The organism is Scytonema sp. UIC 10036 (assembly GCF_009725235.1).
On record NZ_WJFC01000040.1, the window covers coordinates 1 to 22,352 of the forward strand.

Sequence of the window (22,352 nt, forward strand, 5' to 3'; positions counted from 1 at the left end):
GGGTTAGGGTGGGGTAAAAAATATTTGATACATCAATCATGACTTTTAAAACATCCTCTTATATGTGAAGGGATGACAACTGTTCTTTTTTGGAATGATTACATAGGATTTGTAGGAGTACCCCTGCAACTTTTGACAATAGATGCAAGTGTCATTTAGTTTGATGGTTTCCCATGTCGAGAAGACGGAATCAGTATTTCTGTATCCGTTTTAACATGGAAATCAAAATTGAATTCACTAACCTTTGTGAACAAAAAAACAACTTTGAGAGCGAAAAGAAAGACTATGAAAGTAGAAAGTTCTAACGATGTTTTGGTAAAGCAAACAAATAAGGGAAGAAGTGTCTTTGCTGCCCGAAATTTTAGAAAAGGAGAGACAGTGGTAGTTGGACGCCGAATCAAGGTATTGTCTCTGAGGACAATTCACTCTCTCCAAATGGACTTTAATCTCCATGTGGAACTTGATGAGCCAGCGCGATTAATCAATCACTCTTGTAGTCCGAACACTGGAGTTCAAAATAATCAGTTCGGAGGATACGACTTCGTTGCACTTTTCGATATCCTTGAAGAAGATGAAATTACTTTCGACTACGAGACAACGGAGTACTTTTCTATTGCCGTTCCAAAATGCTTGTGTGGTTCCTGGAACTGCCGAGGACAAACGCGTGGGTTCCATTTTCTCCCCCTTCAAATCCGAAAACAGTACGGTAAGTTCATTAGCGATTACCTGAAACAACTACCTGAACTTAGAACTGTCTAGATGTAGCCAGATGAAATACTGAATAGATACTGAACAATAACAACCATTGGACAATTTCTAAAATTTTTTGTGTAATGTCTTTTCTAAGGATGAAACGGCGGCAATTTTTTCAAAACTCTGGATATTTCTTAACAGGGTTGGGACTATCGGGTTGTGATTTGGCAGTTAGTTTTTCAAAGGAGAATTGGTTTTGTCAATGGCATACTCAGGTGATGCTCTAGCTGTGAGCAATCAGTACCCCAACCTGAAGTACGCGATCCCTGAAAGTGGAACCTCTTTGTGGAACAGCACTATGGTCAATACTACTCGGTTAAGACATAAATTCCAAAACACGTAGGTTGGGTTGAGGAACGAAACCCAACATTTAGAGCATTTGTTGGGTTGAGCGACAGCGAAACCCAACAAAGCTAAAATTCTTAACCGAGCAGTATTGGCACTATGGTCTCTGTGCAGGCTTTGCATAAGTCCTTGCCTTGCGGTGAGTCCAGCGCGGCAGAAAGGTTTCCTTTCGTAGGAGACTGGCGTATAGCCCTATGCCGAATGGCACGCTACGCGAACGGGCATAGCCTGAGGTATTTGACGTTCTTTCGCGTCAGAATATAGCTTTTTGTTTAATTACTATATCACTCTAAATATAAATTTCCTAAACAATATATATACTCTGATATCAAACAGGTATAAATATATAATTCAAAGTATAAACTTTAGGAAAAACACTAAATAACCATTGAATTTTAATCACGTTTTAGATTATTATCATATAGGGAAAATCTGAAACCAATCTGCGGTCAAAAACTGGAGACCTAATTCTTCATGTAAGACAAAGAAGTAAACTTGGTTTTAGAAGTTGGTTAAATCGTCTATAAGACCCTTAAAAAGATTTAAAGTCCCTGAGCTTATCTCCTGTTGGTGAAGATAGGTTAAGTCACTGAGATGACTTGTCCTGCGCTCAAAATCTTCTTCAAAGAAATACTAATTCCACAAAATATCAATCCGATTGAGGAAAACTTATGGGCGGGCAAAACTGTGTATCCGCTGCTGCTCGTTTGCAAGAAAAACTGCCACCACCGCTACATTTGTTAGTAAATTTAGCTTTCAACTTCTGGTGGAGTTGGTCTCCTGAAGTCTCATCTCTATTTCGTGTCATCGATCCTAAGAAATGGGAAGAATATGACCATAATCCAGTAAAATTGCTTAATAGAGTTTCTTTTGAAAGGCTTACCCAGTTGTCTACCGAGCCGTATTACTGCTCGCGTATCCTTGTAATAGCTGCCCAATTGGAGCAATACAAGCAAAAGATCAATACTTGGGGGAGTCAGTTTGTTCCTCAATTTAACCAACGCCAACCCATAGTTTACTTTTCTATGGAGTTTGGGCTTCATGAGTGCTTGCCGACTTACTCAAGTGGTTTGGGTATTCTAGCAGCCGATTATCTGAAGTCAGCTTCTGATTTGGGCTTACCAATAGTGGGTGTAAGCCTCATTTATCATCAAAGTTATTCTCAACAGCTTGATGCTTCTAGCTTACAAAAAGAAATAATCTGTAAGCATCAGTTAGATGAATTACCCTTAGAGTTGTGCAAAAAGCCGAACGGAGAATGCCTGACAGTGACAGTTCCAATTAGCGATCGCATTGTCAAAGCACAAGTCTGGCTAGCGCGGGTAGGGCGTGTTAATCTTTACTTGTTAGACACAAATCGCCAGGATAATGACCCAATCGATCGTAAATTAACAAACCAACTTTATGGTGGCAGTCGAGGGACTCGGATTGCTCAAGAATGTCTTTTAGGCATTGGAGGGGTGAAATTATTACAGCGTTTGCGGCTAGAGCCGCAGGTTTACCATCTCAACGAAAGTCATGCCGCGTTTGCACTTCTGGAACTTGCTCGTTGGGAAATGGAACGCACGGGTCAGTCTTTTGAAGAAGTGAAAGCTTCTGTGCGATCGCGTTGTGTTTTTACAACCCACACTCCAGTCCCCGCAGGTCACGATACCTTCTCAGTGAAGCAGATGGATCGCTACTTTAGTCACTACTGGTTTCAACTGGGTCTCGATCGCAGAGAGTTTCTGAATCTGGGGAATCATTCACCAGAAAAGTTTGGGCTGCCTTTTAATATGACGGTCTTAGCATTACGACTGTGTGGAACCGCCAACGGAGTCAGCAAGTTGAACGGGCAAGTTTGTCGTGAAATGTGGTCAATCTTGTACCGCGATCGTCCTGTAGAGAAGGTTCCTATCGGTCACGTCACTAATGGTGTTCATGTTCGTACCTGGACAGCACCATTAATGGCTAATTTATATGCCCAATACTTATCTGAGGATTGGATGAACCATGTAACGGATGCTCAAATGTGGGCACGGATAGATGAGATTCCTGACCGAGAATTTTGGTGGCGTCATCAGCGCCTCAAAGAACATCTGATTGCTTTTACCCGTTCCCATGTGAGACAAGTAAGGGAAAGACGAAGCGAATCGTCTGAAGTCATTGCACAAGCTGATAGCTTGTTAGATCCCAAAGCGTTGACTATCGGCTTTGCCCGTTGTTTTAGCACTTATAAGCGCGGAGATTTGATCCTTCATGACCCAGAAAAGGTAAGGGCGATTTTAACCAATGCCTCTCGACCAGTACAAATGATTATTGCAGGTAAGGCTCATCCAGCAGATGAAGAGAGCAAGCGCATTATTCAACGGTTAATTTCATTTTGCCATCATTCAGATCTCCAAAATCGGCTGCTCTTCATTGAGGACTATAATATGCAGGTTGCTAAAAAGTTAGTTCAAGGGGTAGATGTTTGGTTACACAATCCAGAACGACCCCAAGAAGCTTCTGGTACTAGCGGTCAAAAAGTCATTCTAAATGGCGGTATTAATTGCAGCGTTTTAGATGGTTGGTGGTATGAAGTTTATCAAGCTTCGCCTGATGGCAAAGGAATCAATGGTTGGGCAATTGGGAAAGCTAACAGCACTGATTCAAGGGAAGAGCAAAACCAAGAAGATGTTGAAGCCCTCTACAAGCTGTTAGAAGAAGAAATTATTCCTTGCTACTATGAGCAGGATGATGAAGGAATACCCCGTCGCTGGATTGAAATGATGAAGGCTTCGATTAAAACCATCGCTCCTTATTTCAATACCGACCGCATGGTAGCGGAGTACGTCCAAAAGATGTATTTGTCCCAGTATAAAGCTGGAGTTGAACTAGCAATATCTAAAACAATTACCCACTAACAACTAACAAATAACACTTATTAGTCTTATGGCTCACTCAACAGATCCAACGATTATTCTGGGCGGTGGTTTTACCGGGTTGTTTACAGCTCTCCACCTTAGCAAACACAACTACTCGCAGCCAACACTCCTCATTGACCAGCAAGAACGCTTTAGCTTCAATCCCTTACTTTATGAATTCCTCAGTGGTGAAATGCAAGACAACCAAGTCTGGCCATATTACAAAGAGATTCTTAAAAACCACGATGTGAAGTTTCTTCAAGATACAGTCACCAGAATTGATTTGGATCGACGACAGGTCAAACTTGCTTCCGGATTACGCTACACTTACAAATATTTGGTGTTAGCTCTAGGTAGCACCCTCAACTATTTTGGTGTTGAGGGCGCAAAAGAACATTCCTTTGCCTTCCGCAATGGCAAACACGCCGTGACCCTAGCCGAACATTTACGGAACTGTTTTTGTCGTGTCACCCAAACACCAGATCCAGAGAAACGCCGTGCATTGACTACGGTAGTAATTGTTGGTGGCGGTTCTTCTGGTGTTGAACTGGCAGCGACGCTTGCGGATATACTCCCCTACTGGTACAGTGTACTGGGTGGCGATCCCCAAGAGATTCGGGTGGTTATTCTCGAACGGGATACTAAAATTCTTGGTAGTAGAGAAAATAATCAGAACAGCCTACAAGACACGGCTCAAAAAGCTCTTGCCGAGCGGAACGTGCCAGTAGAGTTACTTTTAGGGGCAAAAGTGTATTCTGTTGACCCCAAACGAATTGAGTTTCAGTACCAGGGGCAATTTGAATCCATTTCAACAGCTACCGTCATATGGACTGCTGGTGTCACCACCTTGCCAATCATCAAAGAGCTACCAATTCCAGATGACAAGCGCGATCGCCAAGGTCGCCTTCATGTCACTTCAACTTTGCAACTGCCTGACTTCCCGAAAGTTTTTGCTGGTGGGGATTGTGCAGCCATGGCAGAAAATCCCTTGCCTCCCACAGCCCAGGTAGCCTATCAACAAGGGTATGCGATCGCTCGCAATCTTAAAGCGCTTTCTGAAGGTAAAGAACCCAGCCCTGCTAATGTGAAACTACGAGGAACACTAATGAAGTTGGGATTGGATGAAAGTGCCGCTTATCTTCAAGACCGCTATTACTTTAAAGGAAGAGTCGGTCACTTCATCCGCCAAACCAGTTATCTAGAGCTACTACCAACGCCCATGTACTATAATTTAAAATCGACTGCAGAATGGCTGGTTGAGGCAATTTTCCAACAATACAGCACAGAAAATAACCTTACAGGAGTCGGTGCGATGTCAAGGCATTAATATCGGTGTAAGAACATCGAACGTCAGAAAAGTCTTAATATCCAGTTGGAACATACAGAAGTTTTCAAGGTTTAGAACCATCGATGTGACAAGCGCATCAGTTCTGATGTGAACTGAGCAAAATTATGCTCGTTCCTACCAGGCAAACCGAAACACCTAGCAAGTCCCATTTATCTGGTTTGACACCTTCAACCAACCATAACCAAAACAAGGATGAGAGGACGTAAATACCACCATAAGCTGCGTAAATTCTTCCAGCATTTGAGGCATCTACTCTAGTCAAAATTGAAGCAAAAATCATTAAGGCGATCGTCCCTGGAATTAGCCAAAGTATGCTCTTACCCAACCGCAGCCACGCCCAGAAGGCATAGCATCCAGCAATTTCTCCTAAAGCCGCAATGAAGAAAAAGACGAACGATAGCATTTAGTCCTCTAAAAAAAGATTTACAGCGAGTAAATTAGACAGGAAAGTCATGACTCAAAAATCAGCCGTTATATTGTTAGGTTCACCGGGAAGCGGTAAAACAGCGATCGCCAATAGGCTCGCATCTGGTAACGGTGTACAGACGATGGAGATACGACGCTTGGTACACTCAGAAGTGGTTGCTGGAACCAAAATAGGTGAAAAACTGAAACCATTTCTGAATGAGAGCAAATTGGTTCCCACTGAAATAGTAGCCGAAGTTGTGCAAAAGCGTATTCAACAACTAGATACGAGCGTCATCCTATTTGATGGTTTCCCACATCAAGAAGACGAAATCAGTGCTTTTTTTGACCTATTTCAAGAAGGTAAGTTTGACAGGTTTGCAGTTATCGTGTTGGAGGTACCGCGAGAACTTGCTGTCTATAGAATGCTTAATCGCCGCTCTAAGCGTCCAGAAGATAAGCCTGACACTGTGAATGAGCGACTGGATATCTACGAGCGGGACACAGTTCCAGTCATTAACTACTTTCAAACCAATTATCCTGAACGGACTTACTTTGAATCTGTAGATAAACCGATTAAGCAGACTGTGGGTTCAATAGTATCAAATTTGCATCAGGTAGGGATAGATATCTATTTGACATTATCTGAAATGATTATTAAGTTATCACCAAGTAAATAAGCCTTTTCTGCTAAAAAGACTTCATTGAGAGAAATTAGAAAATAGGAGGAATTTCAATATGTTGAATAATGAAATTCAACGATTAAATGGAGTAGACGATATTTTTCGTATAGACAATCAAATATTTACTGCTTTTCAGATTATTAATCAAGTCAGTAAATATTTTGAAGCCAAAGAAAATAATTTTTATTTTTCATGCCAAGATTCAATTATTAAAAAATATTTTTATCAAACAAAAGTTCAAGGAATATTTAGTCAAGTAGAATGGCGGTTTTTACTCAGGCCAGAATTTCAATGTGAAAAGGTAAAAACAAAACAAAAAGGTCTACTTGAACTTAGGGTAAAAATAAAATTTTTGCCATCAAGAAGAACGGTGAATTGTATGTTTGAAGATAGTCAATGCGATTCTTTATCAAACGATAATAGTAAAACATTAGAAAATTTGGAGATAAAAGTTTCGTTAGATTTTAACCCTGATGAGTCTGAATTTGAAGATAATTATGTTAACGATCGCCTTCAAAGGTACAGAGAAAAAATGAACTATCTTTACTCTATTGTTCAATAAATCCTCTAGTACATAAAAGCAGAAGTACACGCAAGGTCAGAGAGCAGAAGGCGCAATAGCTTTTATTTTAAGCTTTGATTCTATCAGTTTTTGAGCGTTAGCTTGCTCTCTGACAACATTCACTGCTTCGTAAAAGTTTCGTTGTAGTATTATATAAAGTATGTTATATATCCCTAAATATAGAGAGTTTATTCAAAAAACTAAAAATTTATATTATTTTTTATGTAATCATATATATAATGCAAAAATATATCTTTAGATAAAATTCGTGTTTTCAAAAATCATTGATAATAGCATTAGAGTTCAAGGAAACACTTACTAGTACAAAAAGACTAACATCTGAAGGATAAAGGGTACAAGTAACACACTTATATTATCAGCTTGATACCGCTTTGCCATAATAGCCTCATTTCAGCGTTCTGTATGCCCAACCAACATATATTTTAAAAATCGAATACGGCTCTTCTAGTACTACAAATATGGATTTGATGAGACTAAAACTTTTTAATCTTTTCAGTACTTCTGTAACGACTTTAGGAGTGTTAGCATCTCCTGTAAGCGCTTTTAGCTACGAGCCAGAAGTTCAGACAGATACAATACAAATAATGATTCAAGAGGGTACTACAAAAAGCATTAGGGAAAATGATATACAGAAAATTCACCAGCAAGAAACTGTTGAAAGTATACAGCCTTTTTCAGTTGCAATTTATCCACGGACAACTCAGCCTAGTCAAGCAAATACAACAAGCCAAATTGACTGGAGCGCCGTTTTTATTAATTTAATTCCTATTACCTCCGTGATTGTCAGTATTGTTTTAATAGACCTTTGGTATAGAAGGTACCAAAAGCAGCATGACCAGCGTGCTGCTGAGATTGAACAGATTTTTTCAGAGAGAAAAAAGCAAATAGAAATCTTAGAAAGGATATGGAGAATGAAGCCTTAACGTCAGATTGCTTAAATACGTTCTTGTTGCCTATCTTCTAAATTTTATGAACCTTAAGACCAATATAGCTAAGAACTTTAGTCAAATACCTTTCTTTGCCTTAGAACTAGTTTTTCTCCAACAAAACAAGTTAAAAAATCTTTGTGTGGTACTATCTCATGTTCGTCTTGATGTAATTACAGTTACTTTTGTGTTGGTCTTAGTCGCCCTGAGTGAACCCAGTTTCCATTTAAGTCGAGGTAGAGGCAAGTTAGGTTCAAACCCTGTGGCGCGAACAGAGCTTCGGAAGTCTAGGCAGATTATGTCGGCTGACTCTCCCCCAAACTTAAATGAGGCAGAGAGTTTTAATTATGTTACTGATTGGGGCAGTAATCAGAGCATTATATTCCGACTTATCGACTAAGAGATGTAGCGGAAAGTGTTGAAAAGTACAACGAAAATTTCTGGGTCAACGGGCATGGTCCAACAATCGTTATCCTCCCAGAATTATTTGCTAATATATGGAGGCTGACGGTAGCATTAGTGTCATCACTTATGACTCAAAAACCAGTCCTATGTCTAAGTAACAAGGGGAATAATCTCTCTTGGTGGAAGCAGTTTGTAAACAAAGTAATTATCTTGAAGAACTATGGATGAGTTTGATGGAGCAAAATAAGTGAATTCTTTACGCAAAGTCTTTTCAGTCGGCTTCTCAATTATTACTCTCTTGTTTGTCTTAAGTTCATTTATATTAATTGTGTTCGCTGTCCTCGAATTATGGAGCGGAATCAATCCCTTACAAACGACTGACTTGAGAGCGCGTTTCAATTCTATAATGGAGAGCGTCGGTCTACTAACAATTGCTGTTGCATCGCTGGAACTGGGGCAAACCATTCTTGATGAAGAGGTGCTACGTAGCAGTGAGATGAGCTTCCCAACCAGGGTACGCCGTTTCTTATCGCGATTTCTGATTGTCATTATCGTTTCTCTATCGATTGAATTCCTGGTTGTAGTATTTGAACTCATTCATGATGACCCGTTGCACCTACCACAAGCATCTGCTGTAGGACTAGCAACTGCTGCGTTACTTGCGGCTTGGGGGATATTCATCCGATTAAATAAGTCCGCCGAAGAGTTAGAACCAGAGGCAATGCAAGAAGTCAAGGGCGAAGACATTAAAATTAAGGGCGATGAAGTTAACAGCTAAGGGCGGAAGTAAGTAGGTTCTAGAGAACTAGCAGTTACGATTCGATATAGTTCCATTAGGTAGTACTGTTTGGCAAAGAGTAACAGAACGGTTCTCTTGAATATTGTCACCTTTTACAGCTTGAGCAAAATTCGTGCGGCTGAGGTTAGCATTCCTGAAATCAGCCCTTTCTAGGTACGACTCTTCCAAATTTGCTTCCTGTAAATTACTATCAACTAACAAAGTACTTTTAAGAATGGCTCCAGTGAGATCTGCTCCAGTGAGATTTGCCGAGCGAAGATCTACCCATTCCAAATTTGCATAGCGGAGATTCGCATTTTTGAGATTGGCTCCTTGAAGGTCACTTGCTCGCAGGTCAACTTTTTCTAGATTTGCCCCCGACAAATTTACTTGTGATAGATTACAGCTAAAACATTTCTTTGTTTCTTGAATTTGTTGAATTGCTTGCTCTTTAAAAAAGCTATTTCCTTGACTAATTAATGGAGGAGTAAGAGCAAAGGTCACAGGTAAGACTAGCCGTAGTAGGGAGAACATAAGTCTTTCAAAAATCTTTTATTAAAAAACAGTTGTTAGCTAAAAATCACACGTTTTGATTGGATAAAAACTAAATTTTTACTGTGAAAATCAAGCCTTTTTGATACTTAAAGGTTGCTCGTCAAGCGAACAAGTATTCAACGAATAATAAACAGGATGAGTTCTTTTAAGAGTCGCTTTAAGACAAGGAGCCATCATAGAATGAATTGCGATCGCTAGAATCCTATCTCCAGCGTAAATAACAGGATTTTCCGTAGCTAAAATCACTTTACCTTCTCTTAAAATGCCTAACATAAAACATTTTTCTGGTAATTTTATCTCAGATAAATTTGTGCCACAAAAATTACTATTGGGTTGAATCCAAACACAGACTTGAGTTGGCTCGATAAAGTCTTTTTCTTCTAACAGAAACTCTAACATAAGAACAACTCTCTACAATCTTTAATCTTATTGTGCCATTACTTTTTCACCAATAGAATGGATAAAAAGGTATATTTTACTTGTATTTATACGAATAGATATAGAATTATATAAGTGTTTATTTTTGAAATCAATTTCCTATATTTTAAGATATATAGCAATCCTATTTGATTTGTGAACATTCAGTTGCCCAAGAACCCCGACTTCTTTGAGAAGTCGGGGTTCTAAGTGTTTGCAAAGTAGGTAGGGCTATGCTGTACAAGGTTTTTGATGGGCAAAGTCCAATAAAGTTCAGTTAAGACTCGATCCTCCCCAGCCCCTTTTAAAAAATTTTCTGAAGACAAAACCCTCTAACTCCGATTTTTTTGTTTTTTCCTTGGGGGTGAGAGGGTATTGAAACTGCGAGAATGCACTGACCGTATTGCTCAAGAGAACAGCGATCGCGTACTCCCAACCTGTCATGTCTGCTCTGTTTCAACACTATATAGTTGGTAGATAAAATGCTCTATTGGCTCCATCACAGGGTCTAAAAAGATTCTTTTTGCTATGAAAATTTGAGCTAAATATCCACCTATAACAGGAGTTAGCAATACTACTATCAGTAGCATTAAACTAATTTGAAGCAACCCTTGTAACATCATTATTGTCGTTTCAATTTAAAAGTTTTCTGGAAAATCTTTAATTTTTTTACTTTGGCAGTATTCTTACTTGATTGAGATGGAATCAGTAAAACAAAATAAATTATTACAAAAAGCGATACAGAGGTAGTTCCTAGTAATTTTAAGACTTGCCAAACAATTCTATTTATCAGAGACTTAATTCTCTCTAAAATATTTAGAACTATCCTCTTGTAAAAGGTAGTGACAATTGCTATGGTTGTAAGACCCGGACTTAAGAACATAACTATTTTGAGGGTAATATCTGTAGCTTCATCCGAGAGATTTAAGAATACGGTAGCGTTTATTTAACAGCAAATTTGAGTCTTCAATAAAGCATTTAGTAGGTTGGATGAAGGGTAAAGTATGAAATCAGCAATTTTTATCCTTCATCCTTATCCTTTATGCTTTCATCGCATCCAAAGCAAGATTTAGCTTCAACACATTCACTCCAGGTTCGCCAAAAATACCCAAAAAGCGACCATCAGTGTTTTGAGAAATCAGGGTTTCTAATTGGTTGGGCGGAAGTCCTCTTGTTTTCGCCACTCTCGGTATTTGTGCTCTAGCAGCTTCGGGAGTAATATGAGGGTCAAGGCTAGAACCAGAAGTGTATACTAGATCGGCGGTTGGTTGTATGCCCGCATTTTTCAAACGATTAAAATCACCTTCAACTCGTTTGCTGGGATCGGGGTCAACTTTCCCTGCAATCCGCTCAATTAATGCTGGATTGCTTGGGGCTAAGTTACTAGCGCCTGATACTCCTGTTTTCAAAACTTGGGCTTCGTCTTTTTTGGGATCTGCAGTACTATAACTAGTGGTACTGGGGCGACTGTTGAAATAGCGATCGCTTGTAAAGGGTTGACCGATCAAAGCAGAACCAATAACATTACCCTCAGCATTTTTTATCAAACTACCATTAGCTTGATAGGGCAGCATAATTTGTCCAAACGCGATCGCAGCCAAAGGATAGATAATAGCTGTAATCACCCAAAGCACTATAGTAGAACGAATGGCTCTACCAGCATCACGTACAAAACTCATAAAACCTCGTGAGAATTGTGGAAACCACGTGGCTTTAGCCCGTGGAGGAAACAAGAGGAAAGTCCCGTTAGGGACAGTCTAATTTTGGAAACCCTCCGGGTCAGCAGTTGCTTCAAGCCGGGGAACCCGTCCAACGCACTGCTGACTAGTTGCACAGATTGTTCGTCCTTTGTTATAATCGGAAGATTTTTAATGGTTCTCAAATGCAAACAATATCTGTAAAATGCAAGATTGAAGTCCCTGTGGAGTTGCGACAAAAAATTGATGCAACTTTGCAGGGCTTTGCTGATGCTTGCAACCAGATATTGGAAGTTGCAAAACGTGAAAAGTGCTGGAATACCACAAAGTTGCATCACCTGGTTTACAAGCCAGTTCGTGAAGCTACCGGGTTGAAGGCAAACCACGTCTGTCAAGCGATTCGTCGCGTGATTGGGAACGCTAAGGCAGTTAAACAGGTTCACGCATTCAGACCAACGTCTATCAATTTGGATCTTCGGACTTTTCAATACATTGAAGAGTCTCAAACTGTTAGCGTGACTTTGATAAGTGGTCGTAAGAAGTTTAAGTTGAGTATCGGCAACTATCAGTTGGGATTGCTGAAAGGACAGTCTCCCACATCTGCTACGCTCAGCAAAACCAAGCGTGGTGACTACTACATCAACATCTGTATTGATGTCCCGACTCAGCCACCCGGTAAGACACCCAAGGTAATTGGTGTCGATTTGGGGAGACGCGATATCGCTACCACTTCCACAGGAAAATCTTGGAGTGGTGAGAAGATTCAGGCTACTCGTGACCGCTACAGCAGGGTCAGAGCCAATGTTCAACGCAAACGCACTCGAAGTTCTAGACGACTTCTGAGACGGCTCTCTGGCAGAGAACAACGCTTTCAAAAGTGGCTGAATCACAATATTTCCAAAGAAATTGTCGATGAGGCTAAGCAAAACAATGCTGCTATTGCCTTTGAAGATTTGACAAACATCAGAGAATCGCTCAACAAGAAACCGCGCTCCAAGACGGAACGACGCAGAACAAACAATTGGGCATTTTACCAGTTGCGGTTGTTTACAGAATACAAAGCGATTATTGCTGGAGTGCCAGTTGTTCTGGTTCCTCCAGCGTATACGTCTCAAACTTGCTCGCGGTGTCACCACGTGCATCCTGTTGAGGGCAAGTCTTTTCGTTCTGGTAAGTCGTTTCATTGTGGGCATTGTTCCTTTGAGGCTGATAGTGACTGGAACGCCAGTCTAAATATTGCAGTTTTGGGGTTGTCCGTAATCCAGCCCGAAAGTCCGGGGATGAGTTGTTTGTTGGAGGGTCAGCTTAGCCTGTTTCCGACAAATACTTTGAACTGGGCTAAAGCCCCGTCTCTTTAGAGCGGGGTAGCTTACTAGAATCTCTCCGGTACAAACATGACGAAAAACAAATAGATAGAAAGTCCTACCGTCACCAGCCCCAACAAACCCAAAGCCCAAGCTTGACTTCGGGAAAACGTTTGGTCGGTAGCAGCATAAACCATAGGTGCAAGCACAAGGTTAAAGCACATCGCCAGGAATAGATACCATGGCCACTTCTGCTTGCGCCATTCAGACAAAATTTCGGTTACTGTCTCTATTGCCTGAGCTTTTTGAATAAGTTTCATAGTGTTTGGTTAGTTGTTGGTTGTTAGTTGTTAGTTGTTAGTTGTTAGTTGTTAGTTGTTAGTTGTTAGTTGTTAGTTGTTTTCTCCTTGTCTCCCTTGTCTCCCTTGTCTCCCTTGTCTCCCTTGCTCCCTTGTCTCCCTTGTCTTCCTTGTCCCCCTACCCCTACCCCCTACCCCTACCCCCCTAGTTTTAGACAATGGCAAGATAATGTCTATCAATTTAATAGCAATGAAAGGAGCAATGATGCCACCCAATCCATAAATAAAAATGTTGCGCCTTAGCAACTGATCTGCCTTCAAAGGACGGAACTTCACACCCTTTAAAGCAAGGGGTATCAGTACTGGGATAATCAGAGCATTGTAAATCAGTGCCGAAACGATCGCAGATTGGGCGCTCTTCAAACCCATAATGTTTAATGCGCCAATTCCTGCGGCTGCAAAGATGGTGGGAATAATTGCAAAATACTTTGCAATATCGTTGGCAATGGAGAAAGTTGTCAACGCACCACGAGTAATCAGCAACTGTTTACCAATTGTAACTAGGTCAATCAATTTGGTGGGGTCAGAGTCTAAGTCCACCATATTGGCGGCTTCTTTGGCTGCTTGCGTACCGGAGTTCATTGCTAAACCTACGTTTGCTTGAGCAAGTGCTGGTGCATCATTGGTACCATCTCCAGTCATAGCAACCAGTTTGCCTTGAGATTGTTCGGTGCGAATGACTTCTATTTTGTCTTCTGGGGTTGCTTCAGCAATGAAATCATCGACTCCTGCTTCTTTGGCAATAACTGATGCTGTAATTCGGTTATCACCTGTAAGCATAATGGTCTTGACTCCCATCCTACGGAGTTGGTCGAATCGTTCTCGCAAGCCCGGTTTGACAATATCTTTAAGGTAAATAACGCCATAGATATCGTTATCCTGACACACAGCTAATGGTGTACCTCCCAATCGAGAAACTCGCTCGTAGGCTGCATCTAATTCATCAGGAACGTTACCGCTACGAGAACGGACAAACCCTTTAATGGCATCTACCGCCCCTTTACGGACTTGTTTGCCATCAGGCAAATTGGTGCCACTCATGCGGGTTTTGGCAGAAAATTCTACACCTTCAGCCTTACTGGTATCAAAATCTCTTCCTGCTCGAAGTTTTTCTGCCAGTCCTACAATAGATTTACCTTCTGGTGTATCATCAAATATACTTGCAGCAAGTGAAACTTTTGCTACTTCTTCTACTGTATGTCCGTTGATAGGCATAAATTCATCAGCCATACGGTTACCCAAGGTGATAGTACCTGTTTTATCTAGCACTAGTGTGTTAATATCACCGCAAGCCTCCACAGCACGACCGGATGTTGCAATTACGTTGAACTGGGCGACTCTATCCATCCCGGCGATTCCAATGGCACTTAACAATCCACCAATTGTGGTGGGAATTAATGCAACTAGTAGAGATATCAAGATGGCTATGCTAGCACCCGCACGCAAGCTGTTCCCTGCTTCAGCACCATAGACAGTACTTACAAAATTAGCAATGTAACCAGCAAAGGGAGGAACTGTTGCTACTACTATTAAAAAGACTTGAGTGAGTACGGCGAGGAGTACTGTAAGAGCGATTTCGTTGGGAGTTTTTGACCTTTCTGCTCCTTCTACCAGAGAAATCATGCGATCGATAAAGCCTTGACCGGGATCGGCTGTGATGCGAACGGTCAATTCGTCTGATAACAGGCGCGTACCTCCTGTCACGGAACTGGCTATATCTGTACCTGGTTGTTTTAATACGGGTGCTGATTCCCCAGTAATTGCAGATTCGTCAACCGAGCCAAGACCCTTAATCACTTCCCCATCAGCAGGAATCATATCTCCTGCTACGACCTTAACAATATCACCCCGCCGCAGTTCTGTAGAATTAACTTCCTGTACGTTGCCATCTGGTAAAATTTTACGCGCAACGGTATCGGTTCTTGTCGATCGCAAAGAATCTGCTTGTGCTTTTCCACGTCCTTCTGCAACAGCTTCTGCAAAGTTAGCAAACAGGACTGTGAAAAATAAAATCAAGGTAATCAACCCATTTAATAAGCGTTGTTGGTTTGCATCTGCTTGTATGGTACCAAATAGATTTGGGTCAAGAGTGACTAAAAAAGTGACAATTGTGCCTACCCAGACGACAAACATGACTGGGTTTTTAATAGCAATTCGAGGATTGAGCTTGACAAATGACTCTTTAACTGCTCTTTGATAGAGTCCCCGCATATCCGCTTTCGGAGTATGTCGGCGGGATTCACGGCTTCCTTGAGGAGTACGAGGCGGACGAGAAGATGATGATGGTTCAGTAGAGGTTTGCATATGTTTTGGATAGTGGATAGTGGTTAGTGGATAGTGGATAGTGGATAGTGGTTAGTGGATAGTGGTTAGTAGTTAGTAGTTAGTGGTTAATGGTTATTATTAGCTACTAACAACTAACAACTAACTACCATCTACTAACAACTAACCACTATCCACCAACAACTAACAACTAACAACTAACCACCAACCCCTTTAGTAATAAAAAACGCTTCCCCAATTGGTCCGAAGGCTAACACTGGGAAAAAGGTTAGTGCGCCTAAGATTAAAATGACACCTGCTGTGACGCCTGTAAATAATCCGGTGTCAGTTCGCAATGTACCGGATGTGAAGGGAACAAGCTGTTTGCGGGACATACTATCTGCTAAGAACAGCAAGCCAATGATAGGTACATACCGTCCTGCTAGCAGGCTGAAGCTAGTACTGAGATTCCACCATAAGGCGGTTGCAGTGGTTTCTGCACCTGCTGCGATCGCAATCGGTGATGGTTGTGAATCACCTAAACCTTCAAATCCAGAACCGTTGTTAGCAGCAGCTGAAGCGTATTCATAGATGACTTGAGCAAAACCGTGGAAGCCTGGATTGCTAATTCCTGCTAGTTGGTCAGGGAATGCTAGAGTAATTCCGGCTGGTATTAAAATGGCGATTGGGTGAACTAAGAGAATTAAGAAACTTGCTAGCACGACTTCTCGCTTTTCTATTTTGCGTCCTAAAAATTCTGGTGTCCGCCCTACCATTAAACCTGTCACAAAGACTGCCAAAATGAGGTATGCAAAAAGGTAAGCCGTTCCCGTACCTTGTCCTCCAAAAACAATTTGAAGGAACATATTAGAGAGAGTTACGAATCCACCATTAGGCATAAACGAGTCATGCAAGCTATTGACAGCACCACACATACTTGCAGTGGTAATTGCTGCATATAAAGCGGATTGCGCCCAACCAAATCTGACTTCTTTACCTTCTAGGTTTGGTTGCGAACTGCCTAAGAGCGCGTTGACAGCAGGATTCCCGTTGAATTCCCCAATGGCTGTAACAATGACAAAGCCTATAAGAATTGCAAGCGGAATACTGTAAACTAACCAAGCTTGCTTAATATTATTGGCAAAGATACCGTAAGCGTAAATCAGTGAAGCGGGTATTGAAAGAATTGCCACAAGCTGGATGAGGTTGGTGAAGCCATTGGGATTTTCAAATGGGTGTGCTGAGTTAATAGCAAAAAAGCCTCCACCATTTTCACCGAGTTCTTTGATGATTTCAAAATGAGCAACGGGACCGCGTGCGATCGCTTGACTGATGGTAGGATTTTCTAAGGTAGAAACCACAGCAGGACCAGCGAGAGTTTCTGGAACACCAGCCGCAATAAGAACAATAGTGCCCACAATGCTAATAGGGAGTAAAATCCGCGTAATTGCCCGAATTAAGTCTACATAAAAGTTACCCAACGGTCTACCTGTTAACCCTCGAATAAAAGCAATACCTACTGCCAATCCTGTTGCAGCTGAGGTAAACATATGATAACCCAATCCCCACATTTGGCTGGCATAGCTCAAGTAGGTTTCCCCAGAGTAGTGCTGCTGGTTGGTATTGGTGATAAAAGAAATAGTGGTATGCAATGCAGTATCCCAAGTAGGCGCACCTACACCCGTTGGGTTGAAGGGCAGCCATCCCTGATTCAGAATAATAAAAAATATGAGCAATGCCATCGCTATATTGCTATATACAATTGCTCGCGCATATTGCCAGCCCGTCATGTCTTCTTTGGCTCTAACCCCAACCAAAGAATAAAGGACTCGCTCAACTGGGTTCAAAATTGGATCGAGAAACGTGCGTTGCTCCTGAAAGACACGCGCTATGTAACGTCCAAAAAAGGGTGTAATCGCTACCACAATCAGTAGCGTTAATGCAATTTGAATCCATCCCTGTAACATGAGTTTAATTAAACTCCAATATGAGTAACTCTGTTGTTCTAAATCTCAAAAAAGTCTCTTGCAGTTGAAAACTTAACAACTCACATAAAAAAATTACATGCTTTAATTTCATGATGGAGCTTTAGGACACAAATGACAAGATATAAATTTATATTTATTACTTGGTTATGCATTAGGATATACTTCTTTACCCAGAAACCGTTTAGTTCCACTAAACACATATATATCTGCAAGTATAGATAATGTAAAATGGATTTTGCATTGTTAACTAAAAAGTGATATAGTTTATAGAATTTGTTAGCTTTAATAAATAGTTTTCAATTTAATCTATTGATTGCTTTCACGATAAGTTAGAACCCCGACTTCTTAAAGGATACAGCTAGTGAATGGGGGGTGACACCCCTCATTCACTATTCTCTCGTCTCTCGTTCCCAGGCGGAGCCTGGGAATGCATTACCAGAGGCTCTGCCTCCTTTGTCAATCTGTTAAGCAAGTCTCTGCAGAGCGATCGCTAGTTGCACACTGGAGGCGGAGCCTCCCAATCAGGCATTCCCAGGCTCCGCCTGGGAACGAGGTGGGGGTTCAACGCACCATAATAGGAATCTTATAAATGGCACCTTTTAAATTTGCTATTCATGTCACAGACCCTCTTTGGAGCACATTCTGTCTCATTGTTGCATTATTCGCTGTTGTTGGACTGCTGGAGTTTGTGACTCCGCCAGACTACGTATTCGGTTACCTATATATTGCGCCGATTCTATTAGCAAATCCTCGTTTCAATCGAATGGCAACAATACAAGTCACTCTAGCAGCTTGTTTTCTAACGATGGTCAACGTTTGGATTCCGGGAAATGACGTTGTGAGCTTCTCCACAATTGCTAGCAGACTCATTGCTATCGTAGCACTTGTGGTAACCAGTATTCTTAGCGATCGCAACCGAGTTTATCAAAAAGTTCTCTTGCAACAACAGGCAAAACTGCAAGCTCAAGAGAAACTAGCTAGCGTGCGAGAAGACTTTGCTTCTACCTTAACCCACGACCTAAAAACGCCCTTACTTGGAGCAATTGAAACCTTACAAGCATTTGAGCGAGAAAATTTTGGTCCTGTGGTTTCCGCACAAAAGAAAGTCATTGCTACCATGATTCGCAGCCATCAAACCAGTTTACAAATGGTAGAAACGCTTTTAGATGTCTACCGTAACGATCTTGAGGGGTTAAAGTTAGAGTTAGCACCTGTTAATTTAGTTGTTATTGCGGAGGAAGTTGCTACAACTTTGATCGATCTGGCTTCCAGTCGTCGAGTTTATATAACATTTAACTATGGGGAATCAGACTTTCGCAAGTACCTCTGGGTTGAAGGAGATGCTTTCCAATTGCAACGAGTTTTCACCAATCTTCTCACCAATGCCATTAACCACACTCCTAGAGGTGGCAAAGTAGAAGTCGTGCTGGAGCCTGGTTCCTCTTATCAAACTGCTAAAGTCATGGATACTGGAGCGGGAATTACCCCAGAAGAACTACCACACCTATTTGAACGATTTTACCAAGGACATAGCGATCGTCATGCAAAAGGTTCGGGGCTGGGGTTGTATTTAACTCGTCAGATAATTGAAGCCCATGGAGGTACAATCTGGGTAGAAAATCGCAGTCCTCACGGTGCAATCTTTGCATTTCGCCTACCCGTTTTGCCATTTCACAATGCTTGAACGCACCGCAACTAAATTCCCAAGCGTTCTCAGGTGGGCAATGCTAGCCCTGTCAAGGTGACTCACAAAATTATGATTCAAGTGACAATTCCTCATCTTCGCTCTCTGCGTCCTCTGCGTCTCGGCGGTTAAATAAATTACTTTTGAACCGCAGAGTACGCAGAGGACGCAGAGGTAAGAGAAAAATTGATTTCCTGAAGTTTTTATCCACCTTGATAGAGCTATGCCAGATGCATATTATACCATCTTGTGGGACGAGCATCCTTGCCGTTTAATTTGGAAACCTTTAACCTAGTTGAGCACTATAAGCACTAAAGCCGTAAGCAAGAGTTTCTTTCATAGCAGCCGATGAAGGTTTGAGACGAGTGTTGATGGCTTGGGCGAAAGGAACTTTAACACCTTTAACAACTGTCGGTACAACAGCGTACTCTTGTGTTGGCTCCACAATATACTGCGAACACTTCGCTTTCATCCCAGAAGCGTCTAACATCGCTGTAATTTCATCTGCGGTGTATTGTTTGAGATACACTGAGTTCTTTACAGGGCTTAAGATTCTCACAAGATTGTGGATTTTATGAGATGGACAGGCTTTATTGTGGAAAGAATGATTGAAAACAAAAGTTCCTCCGGGCTTCAAGACGCGAGACATTTCTACCATAAGGGTTCTGAGTTGTGCCTCTGGTATATGCATAAATACGCAATTAGAGATGATTAAGTCTACAGAGTTATCTTCTAGAGGTAACAGTTCAGCCGACGCACAAATAATATAAAATTCTGCTCCAGGGAAAAAATCATATTCCTGCTTGCACTTTAGCAAACGGCGCAGCAGAGGTTCTGAAATATCAATACCGTAATATTTCTGACAACGCAAGTTCTTGTCTTTCGATAGAAACAATGGAATTCGTCCGTAACCGCTACCAATTTCAAGAATAGAACCAACTGACTTATTGAGCGGAAACTTAGTCCAAACCCCTCCAGGTCTTCCGGTAAGGAGAGTGTAATCTTGTTTCAACTGCGATGTCTCTTCAGCTTGTTCAATTTTTTGAGACCCGTAGTAAGTTTTTCCAATTCTGTCCCACCTTTGTTTTTGTTCTGTCTTGTTCAAATCTTCATAATCTTTGGGAAAATAGATACCGTTCTTCATCTGAAAATTACTCAGATTGATTTTGCTAATAACGGATGAACTCATTCGTATTGCTCCTCGTAAAGCTGAAATATATTTGTTTTTGACTATATTCCGCAGTCAGTAACCCACGTCCGTATTTTCAACTAAGTGCTTTTAGTTGACCTCTAGATTATAAGTATATTCAACTAGAAAAAACAATTATGCTCTAATTAAGTTGAAAATTTTATATACAATCGTAGGAGAAAAAACGGAGGCTAGTATGACAGAAGTGTCGCGTGGTAAACGGGTAGTAGTTGTTGGTGCGGGGTGGGCTGGTTTAGGAGCAACCTACCACTTAGCAAAACAAGGGTATGATGTGACACTTTTGGAGGCTGGTTCTTATCCGGGTGGCTTGGTAGCAGGTTGGAAAACAGCAGCAGGACGTTCCGTAGAAGCAGGTATTCATGGCTTTTGGTATCCATACAGGAACATCTTTGCCCTCATAGATGAGTTGGAAATTAATCCTTTTACCACTTGGACTCGTTCGTCTCAATACTCACCTTCGGGATTGGAAGTTGAATCACCAATTTTTCAGAATTTACCGCGACTCCCAACACCCTTAGGAACTTTTCTCTATACTCAGTTTAAGCGCTTGCCACTTATCGATCGCATGAGCGCCCTGCCTTTACTCTACGCCGTGATTGATTTCGACAATTCCCATGAAGCATGGCGGCGTTATGACTTTGTAACAGCCCGCGAATTATTCAAAGATTTTGGTGTTTCTGCAAGGCTTTACCGCGAATCTTTTGAACCCATGTTACTGGTGGGCTTGTTTGCACCTGGGGAACAATGTTCGGCTGCAGCGAGTATAGGAATGCTTTACTATTTCATCCTGGCACATCAACCAGATTTTGACGTTGTTTGGTGTCGGGGAACCGTAGGAGAAAAAATCTTTCGCCCTTGGGTAGAACGCATTGAAAAAGCTGGAGCAAAGGTGCTAGCAAACCGTCGCGTTACCGATATAATTGTTGATAGCGAGAATCGAGCCACAGGAGTTGTTTGTGGAAATGAAGTCTTTGATACCGATGCGGTGATTTTTGCTGTTGGTATCACGGCTATGAAAAAGATTCTTGCCAACAGTCCCAGCTTTCAAAGTCGAGAAGAATTCCGCAATGTGGGCAATCTAGGAGCAATTGATGTTCTGGCAACTCGGCTGTGGTTTGACCGCAAAATTGATATTCAGCGTCCTTCCAATGCTTGCTTTGGATTTGATGCAACCACAGGCTGGACATTTTTTGATTTGAATGCATTGCATGACGAGTACCGCAACGAACCGGGTACTGTGGTTGAAGTTGATTTTTATCACGCCAATCAATTTTTGTCTTTGGAGAATGAGGAGATTGTACAGATAGTCAAGCGTTATTTAACAAGTTGTGTACCAGCATTTGGGGAAGCAAAAGTTAGCGATCGCAGTGTCATTCGGTTACCACAGGCAGTTTCTCACTTTGCGCCTGGTAGTTATCGCTATATGTTACCAGCAAGGACAAGTTTTAAAAACGTGTTTATGAGCGGTGACTGGATTGTTAACCGTCATGGTTCATGGTCCCAGGAAAAGGCTTACGTGACAGGATTGGAAGCAGCAAATTTGGTTGTTTCCTATTTGGGAGAAGGTACGCTAGCACAAATTATACCCGTGGAAGTAGACGAGCCTCACATCCAACTGGCAAGAATTGCCAACAGAACCGCACGTCAAATTGGTAAATCGATCTTGCCAGAGTTTTGGTTACCTTAACAGTTATAACTTACACACTGTACAAATTGACCATCATATGCATCAACAGATAATAGTCGTTATAGACTTGTAAGGGCG

The 22,352-nt window shown here is 41.5% G+C and carries 17 protein-coding genes and 1 pseudogene; 10 read left to right on the forward strand and 8 right to left on the reverse strand.

The genetic code is table 11. The annotated features are described in order from the left end of the window. Nucleotides 1–285: 285 nt before the first annotated feature. The 3 genes from F7734_RS19690 to F7734_RS19700 all read left to right on the forward strand — a co-directional run bounded on the left by F7734_RS19690 (nucleotide 286) and on the right by F7734_RS19700 (nucleotide 5,310). Nucleotides 286–759 carry an SET domain-containing protein-lysine N-methyltransferase gene (locus tag F7734_RS19690; RefSeq protein WP_155746269.1) on the forward strand — a complete coding sequence of 158 codons (474 nt, stop codon included), beginning with the start codon at nucleotides 286–288 and terminating at the stop codon, nucleotides 757–759. A gap of 1,010 nt (nucleotides 760–1,769) precedes the next feature. Continuing rightward, complete coding sequence (gene glgP, locus F7734_RS19695; RefSeq protein ID WP_155746270.1) at nucleotides 1,770–3,983, forward strand: alpha-glucan family phosphorylase; 2,214 nt, start codon at nucleotides 1,770–1,772, stop codon at nucleotides 3,981–3,983. Between the two features lie 28 nt (nucleotides 3,984–4,011). Continuing rightward, complete coding sequence (locus tag F7734_RS19700; protein WP_155746271.1) at nucleotides 4,012–5,310, forward strand: NAD(P)/FAD-dependent oxidoreductase; 1,299 nt, start codon at nucleotides 4,012–4,014, stop codon at nucleotides 5,308–5,310. 97 nt (nucleotides 5,311–5,407) lie between these two features. Here the strand turns inward: F7734_RS19700 and F7734_RS19705 are convergent, their stop codons facing one another. Then, on the reverse strand, nucleotides 5,408–5,734 hold the full coding sequence (locus F7734_RS19705; RefSeq protein ID WP_155746272.1) for a YnfA family protein: 327 nt from the start codon (nucleotides 5,732–5,734) through the stop codon (nucleotides 5,408–5,410). A gap of 49 nt (nucleotides 5,735–5,783) precedes the next feature. Between F7734_RS19705 and F7734_RS19710 the strand changes: the two genes are divergently transcribed. The 4 genes from F7734_RS19710 to F7734_RS19725 all read left to right on the forward strand — a co-directional run bounded on the left by F7734_RS19710 (nucleotide 5,784) and on the right by F7734_RS19725 (nucleotide 9,111). After that, nucleotides 5,784–6,416, forward strand: a complete 633-nt coding sequence (locus F7734_RS19710; RefSeq protein ID WP_155746273.1) for a nucleoside monophosphate kinase — start codon at nucleotides 5,784–5,786, stop codon at nucleotides 6,414–6,416. 58 nt (nucleotides 6,417–6,474) lie between these two features. Next, nucleotides 6,475–6,981: a hypothetical protein gene (locus F7734_RS19715; RefSeq protein WP_155746274.1), complete on the forward strand. Its 507-nt coding sequence runs from the start codon at nucleotides 6,475–6,477 to the stop codon at nucleotides 6,979–6,981. A 488-nt stretch (nucleotides 6,982–7,469) separates the two neighbouring features. Next, a complete protein-coding gene (locus F7734_RS19720; RefSeq protein ID WP_155746275.1) occupies nucleotides 7,470–7,925 on the forward strand; it encodes a hypothetical protein in 456 nt (151 codons plus the stop codon). Nucleotides 7,926–8,580: 655 nt separating this feature from the next. After that, nucleotides 8,581–9,111 carry a hypothetical protein gene (locus F7734_RS19725; protein WP_166482013.1) on the forward strand — a complete coding sequence of 177 codons (531 nt, stop codon included), beginning with the start codon at nucleotides 8,581–8,583 and terminating at the stop codon, nucleotides 9,109–9,111. 27 nt (nucleotides 9,112–9,138) lie between these two features. Here F7734_RS19725 and F7734_RS19730 read toward each other — a convergent pair whose 3' ends face one another. The 3 genes from F7734_RS19730 to kdpC all read right to left on the reverse strand — a co-directional run bounded on the left by F7734_RS19730 (nucleotide 9,139) and on the right by kdpC (nucleotide 11,762). Continuing rightward, nucleotides 9,139–9,645 carry a pentapeptide repeat-containing protein gene (locus tag F7734_RS19730; RefSeq protein WP_155746276.1) on the reverse strand — a complete coding sequence of 169 codons (507 nt, stop codon included), beginning with the start codon at nucleotides 9,643–9,645 and terminating at the stop codon, nucleotides 9,139–9,141. 90 nt (nucleotides 9,646–9,735) lie between these two features. After that, entirely contained in the window at nucleotides 9,736–10,065 is a 330-nt protein-coding gene (locus F7734_RS19735; RefSeq protein ID WP_155746277.1) for a TrkA C-terminal domain-containing protein, read from the reverse strand. Between the two features lie 1,058 nt (nucleotides 10,066–11,123). Further along, entirely contained in the window at nucleotides 11,124–11,762 is a 639-nt protein-coding gene (gene kdpC / locus F7734_RS19745; protein ID WP_155746279.1) for a K(+)-transporting ATPase subunit C, read from the reverse strand. 203 nt (nucleotides 11,763–11,965) lie between these two features. On the opposite strand from kdpC, the gene F7734_RS19750 reads away from it, so the two are divergent. Next, a complete protein-coding gene (locus F7734_RS19750) occupies nucleotides 11,966–13,138 on the forward strand; it encodes an RNA-guided endonuclease TnpB family protein (protein WP_155746280.1) in 1,173 nt (390 codons plus the stop codon). Between the two features lie 14 nt (nucleotides 13,139–13,152). Here the strand turns inward: F7734_RS19750 and F7734_RS19755 are convergent, their stop codons facing one another. From F7734_RS19755 to kdpA, 3 genes and pseudogenes are all read right to left on the reverse strand, one after another. Continuing rightward, a complete protein-coding gene (locus F7734_RS19755; protein WP_155746281.1) occupies nucleotides 13,153–13,404 on the reverse strand; it encodes a potassium-transporting ATPase subunit F in 252 nt (83 codons plus the stop codon). A 192-nt stretch (nucleotides 13,405–13,596) separates the two neighbouring features. Next, nucleotides 13,597–15,747, reverse strand: a pseudogene (gene kdpB, locus F7734_RS19760) (potassium-transporting ATPase subunit KdpB); the annotation flags it as partial. Nucleotides 15,748–15,923: 176 nt separating this feature from the next. Further along, nucleotides 15,924–17,672: a potassium-transporting ATPase subunit KdpA gene (kdpA, locus tag F7734_RS19765; RefSeq protein WP_155746282.1), complete on the reverse strand. Its 1,749-nt coding sequence runs from the start codon at nucleotides 17,670–17,672 to the stop codon at nucleotides 15,924–15,926. A 610-nt stretch (nucleotides 17,673–18,282) separates the two neighbouring features. Between kdpA and F7734_RS19770 the strand changes: the two genes are divergently transcribed. Further along, on the forward strand, nucleotides 18,283–19,377 hold the full coding sequence (locus F7734_RS19770) for a HAMP domain-containing sensor histidine kinase (RefSeq protein ID WP_155746283.1): 1,095 nt from the start codon (nucleotides 18,283–18,285) through the stop codon (nucleotides 19,375–19,377). A gap of 286 nt (nucleotides 19,378–19,663) precedes the next feature. Here the strand turns inward: F7734_RS19770 and F7734_RS19775 are convergent, their stop codons facing one another. Next, nucleotides 19,664–20,566 (reverse strand): class I SAM-dependent methyltransferase, encoded by a 903-nt coding sequence (locus tag F7734_RS19775; protein WP_155746284.1) that lies wholly within the window; start codon nucleotides 20,564–20,566, stop codon nucleotides 19,664–19,666. 196 nt (nucleotides 20,567–20,762) lie between these two features. Here F7734_RS19775 and F7734_RS19780 point away from each other — a divergent pair, with 196 nt between their 5' ends. Continuing rightward, the gene (locus F7734_RS19780) at nucleotides 20,763–22,274 is read left to right on the forward strand and encodes an FAD-dependent oxidoreductase (protein WP_155746285.1); all 1,512 of its coding nucleotides are present in this window, start codon (nucleotides 20,763–20,765) and stop codon (nucleotides 22,272–22,274) included. Nucleotides 22,275–22,352 lie beyond the last annotated feature (78 nt).

Coding starts and splice junctions, on each gene's coding strand:
- kdpA (WP_155746282.1), bottom strand. CDS start 17,672: ATGTTACAGGGATGGATTCAAATTGCATTAACGCTACTGATTGTGGTA.
- glgP (WP_155746270.1), top strand. CDS start 1,770: ATGGGCGGGCAAAACTGTGTATCCGCTGCTGCTCGTTTGCAAGAAAAA.
- F7734_RS19715 (WP_155746274.1), top strand. CDS start 6,475: ATGTTGAATAATGAAATTCAACGATTAAATGGAGTAGACGATATTTTT.
- F7734_RS19780 (WP_155746285.1), top strand. CDS start 20,763: ATGACAGAAGTGTCGCGTGGTAAACGGGTAGTAGTTGTTGGTGCGGGG.
- F7734_RS19730 (WP_155746276.1), bottom strand. CDS start 9,645: ATGTTCTCCCTACTACGGCTAGTCTTACCTGTGACCTTTGCTCTTACT.
- F7734_RS19700 (WP_155746271.1), top strand. CDS start 4,012: ATGGCTCACTCAACAGATCCAACGATTATTCTGGGCGGTGGTTTTACC.
- F7734_RS19755 (WP_155746281.1), bottom strand. CDS start 13,404: ATGAAACTTATTCAAAAAGCTCAGGCAATAGAGACAGTAACCGAAATT.
- F7734_RS19750 (WP_155746280.1), top strand. CDS start 11,966: ATGCAAACAATATCTGTAAAATGCAAGATTGAAGTCCCTGTGGAGTTG.
- F7734_RS19710 (WP_155746273.1), top strand. CDS start 5,784: ATGACTCAAAAATCAGCCGTTATATTGTTAGGTTCACCGGGAAGCGGT.
- F7734_RS19705 (WP_155746272.1), bottom strand. CDS start 5,734: ATGCTATCGTTCGTCTTTTTCTTCATTGCGGCTTTAGGAGAAATTGCT.
- F7734_RS19735 (WP_155746277.1), bottom strand. CDS start 10,065: ATGTTAGAGTTTCTGTTAGAAGAAAAAGACTTTATCGAGCCAACTCAA.
- F7734_RS19690 (WP_155746269.1), top strand. CDS start 286: ATGAAAGTAGAAAGTTCTAACGATGTTTTGGTAAAGCAAACAAATAAG.
- F7734_RS19720 (WP_155746275.1), top strand. CDS start 7,470: ATGAGACTAAAACTTTTTAATCTTTTCAGTACTTCTGTAACGACTTTA.
- F7734_RS19770 (WP_155746283.1), top strand. CDS start 18,283: ATGGCACCTTTTAAATTTGCTATTCATGTCACAGACCCTCTTTGGAGC.
- kdpC (WP_155746279.1), bottom strand. CDS start 11,762: ATGAGTTTTGTACGTGATGCTGGTAGAGCCATTCGTTCTACTATAGTG.
- F7734_RS19775 (WP_155746284.1), bottom strand. CDS start 20,566: ATGAGTTCATCCGTTATTAGCAAAATCAATCTGAGTAATTTTCAGATG.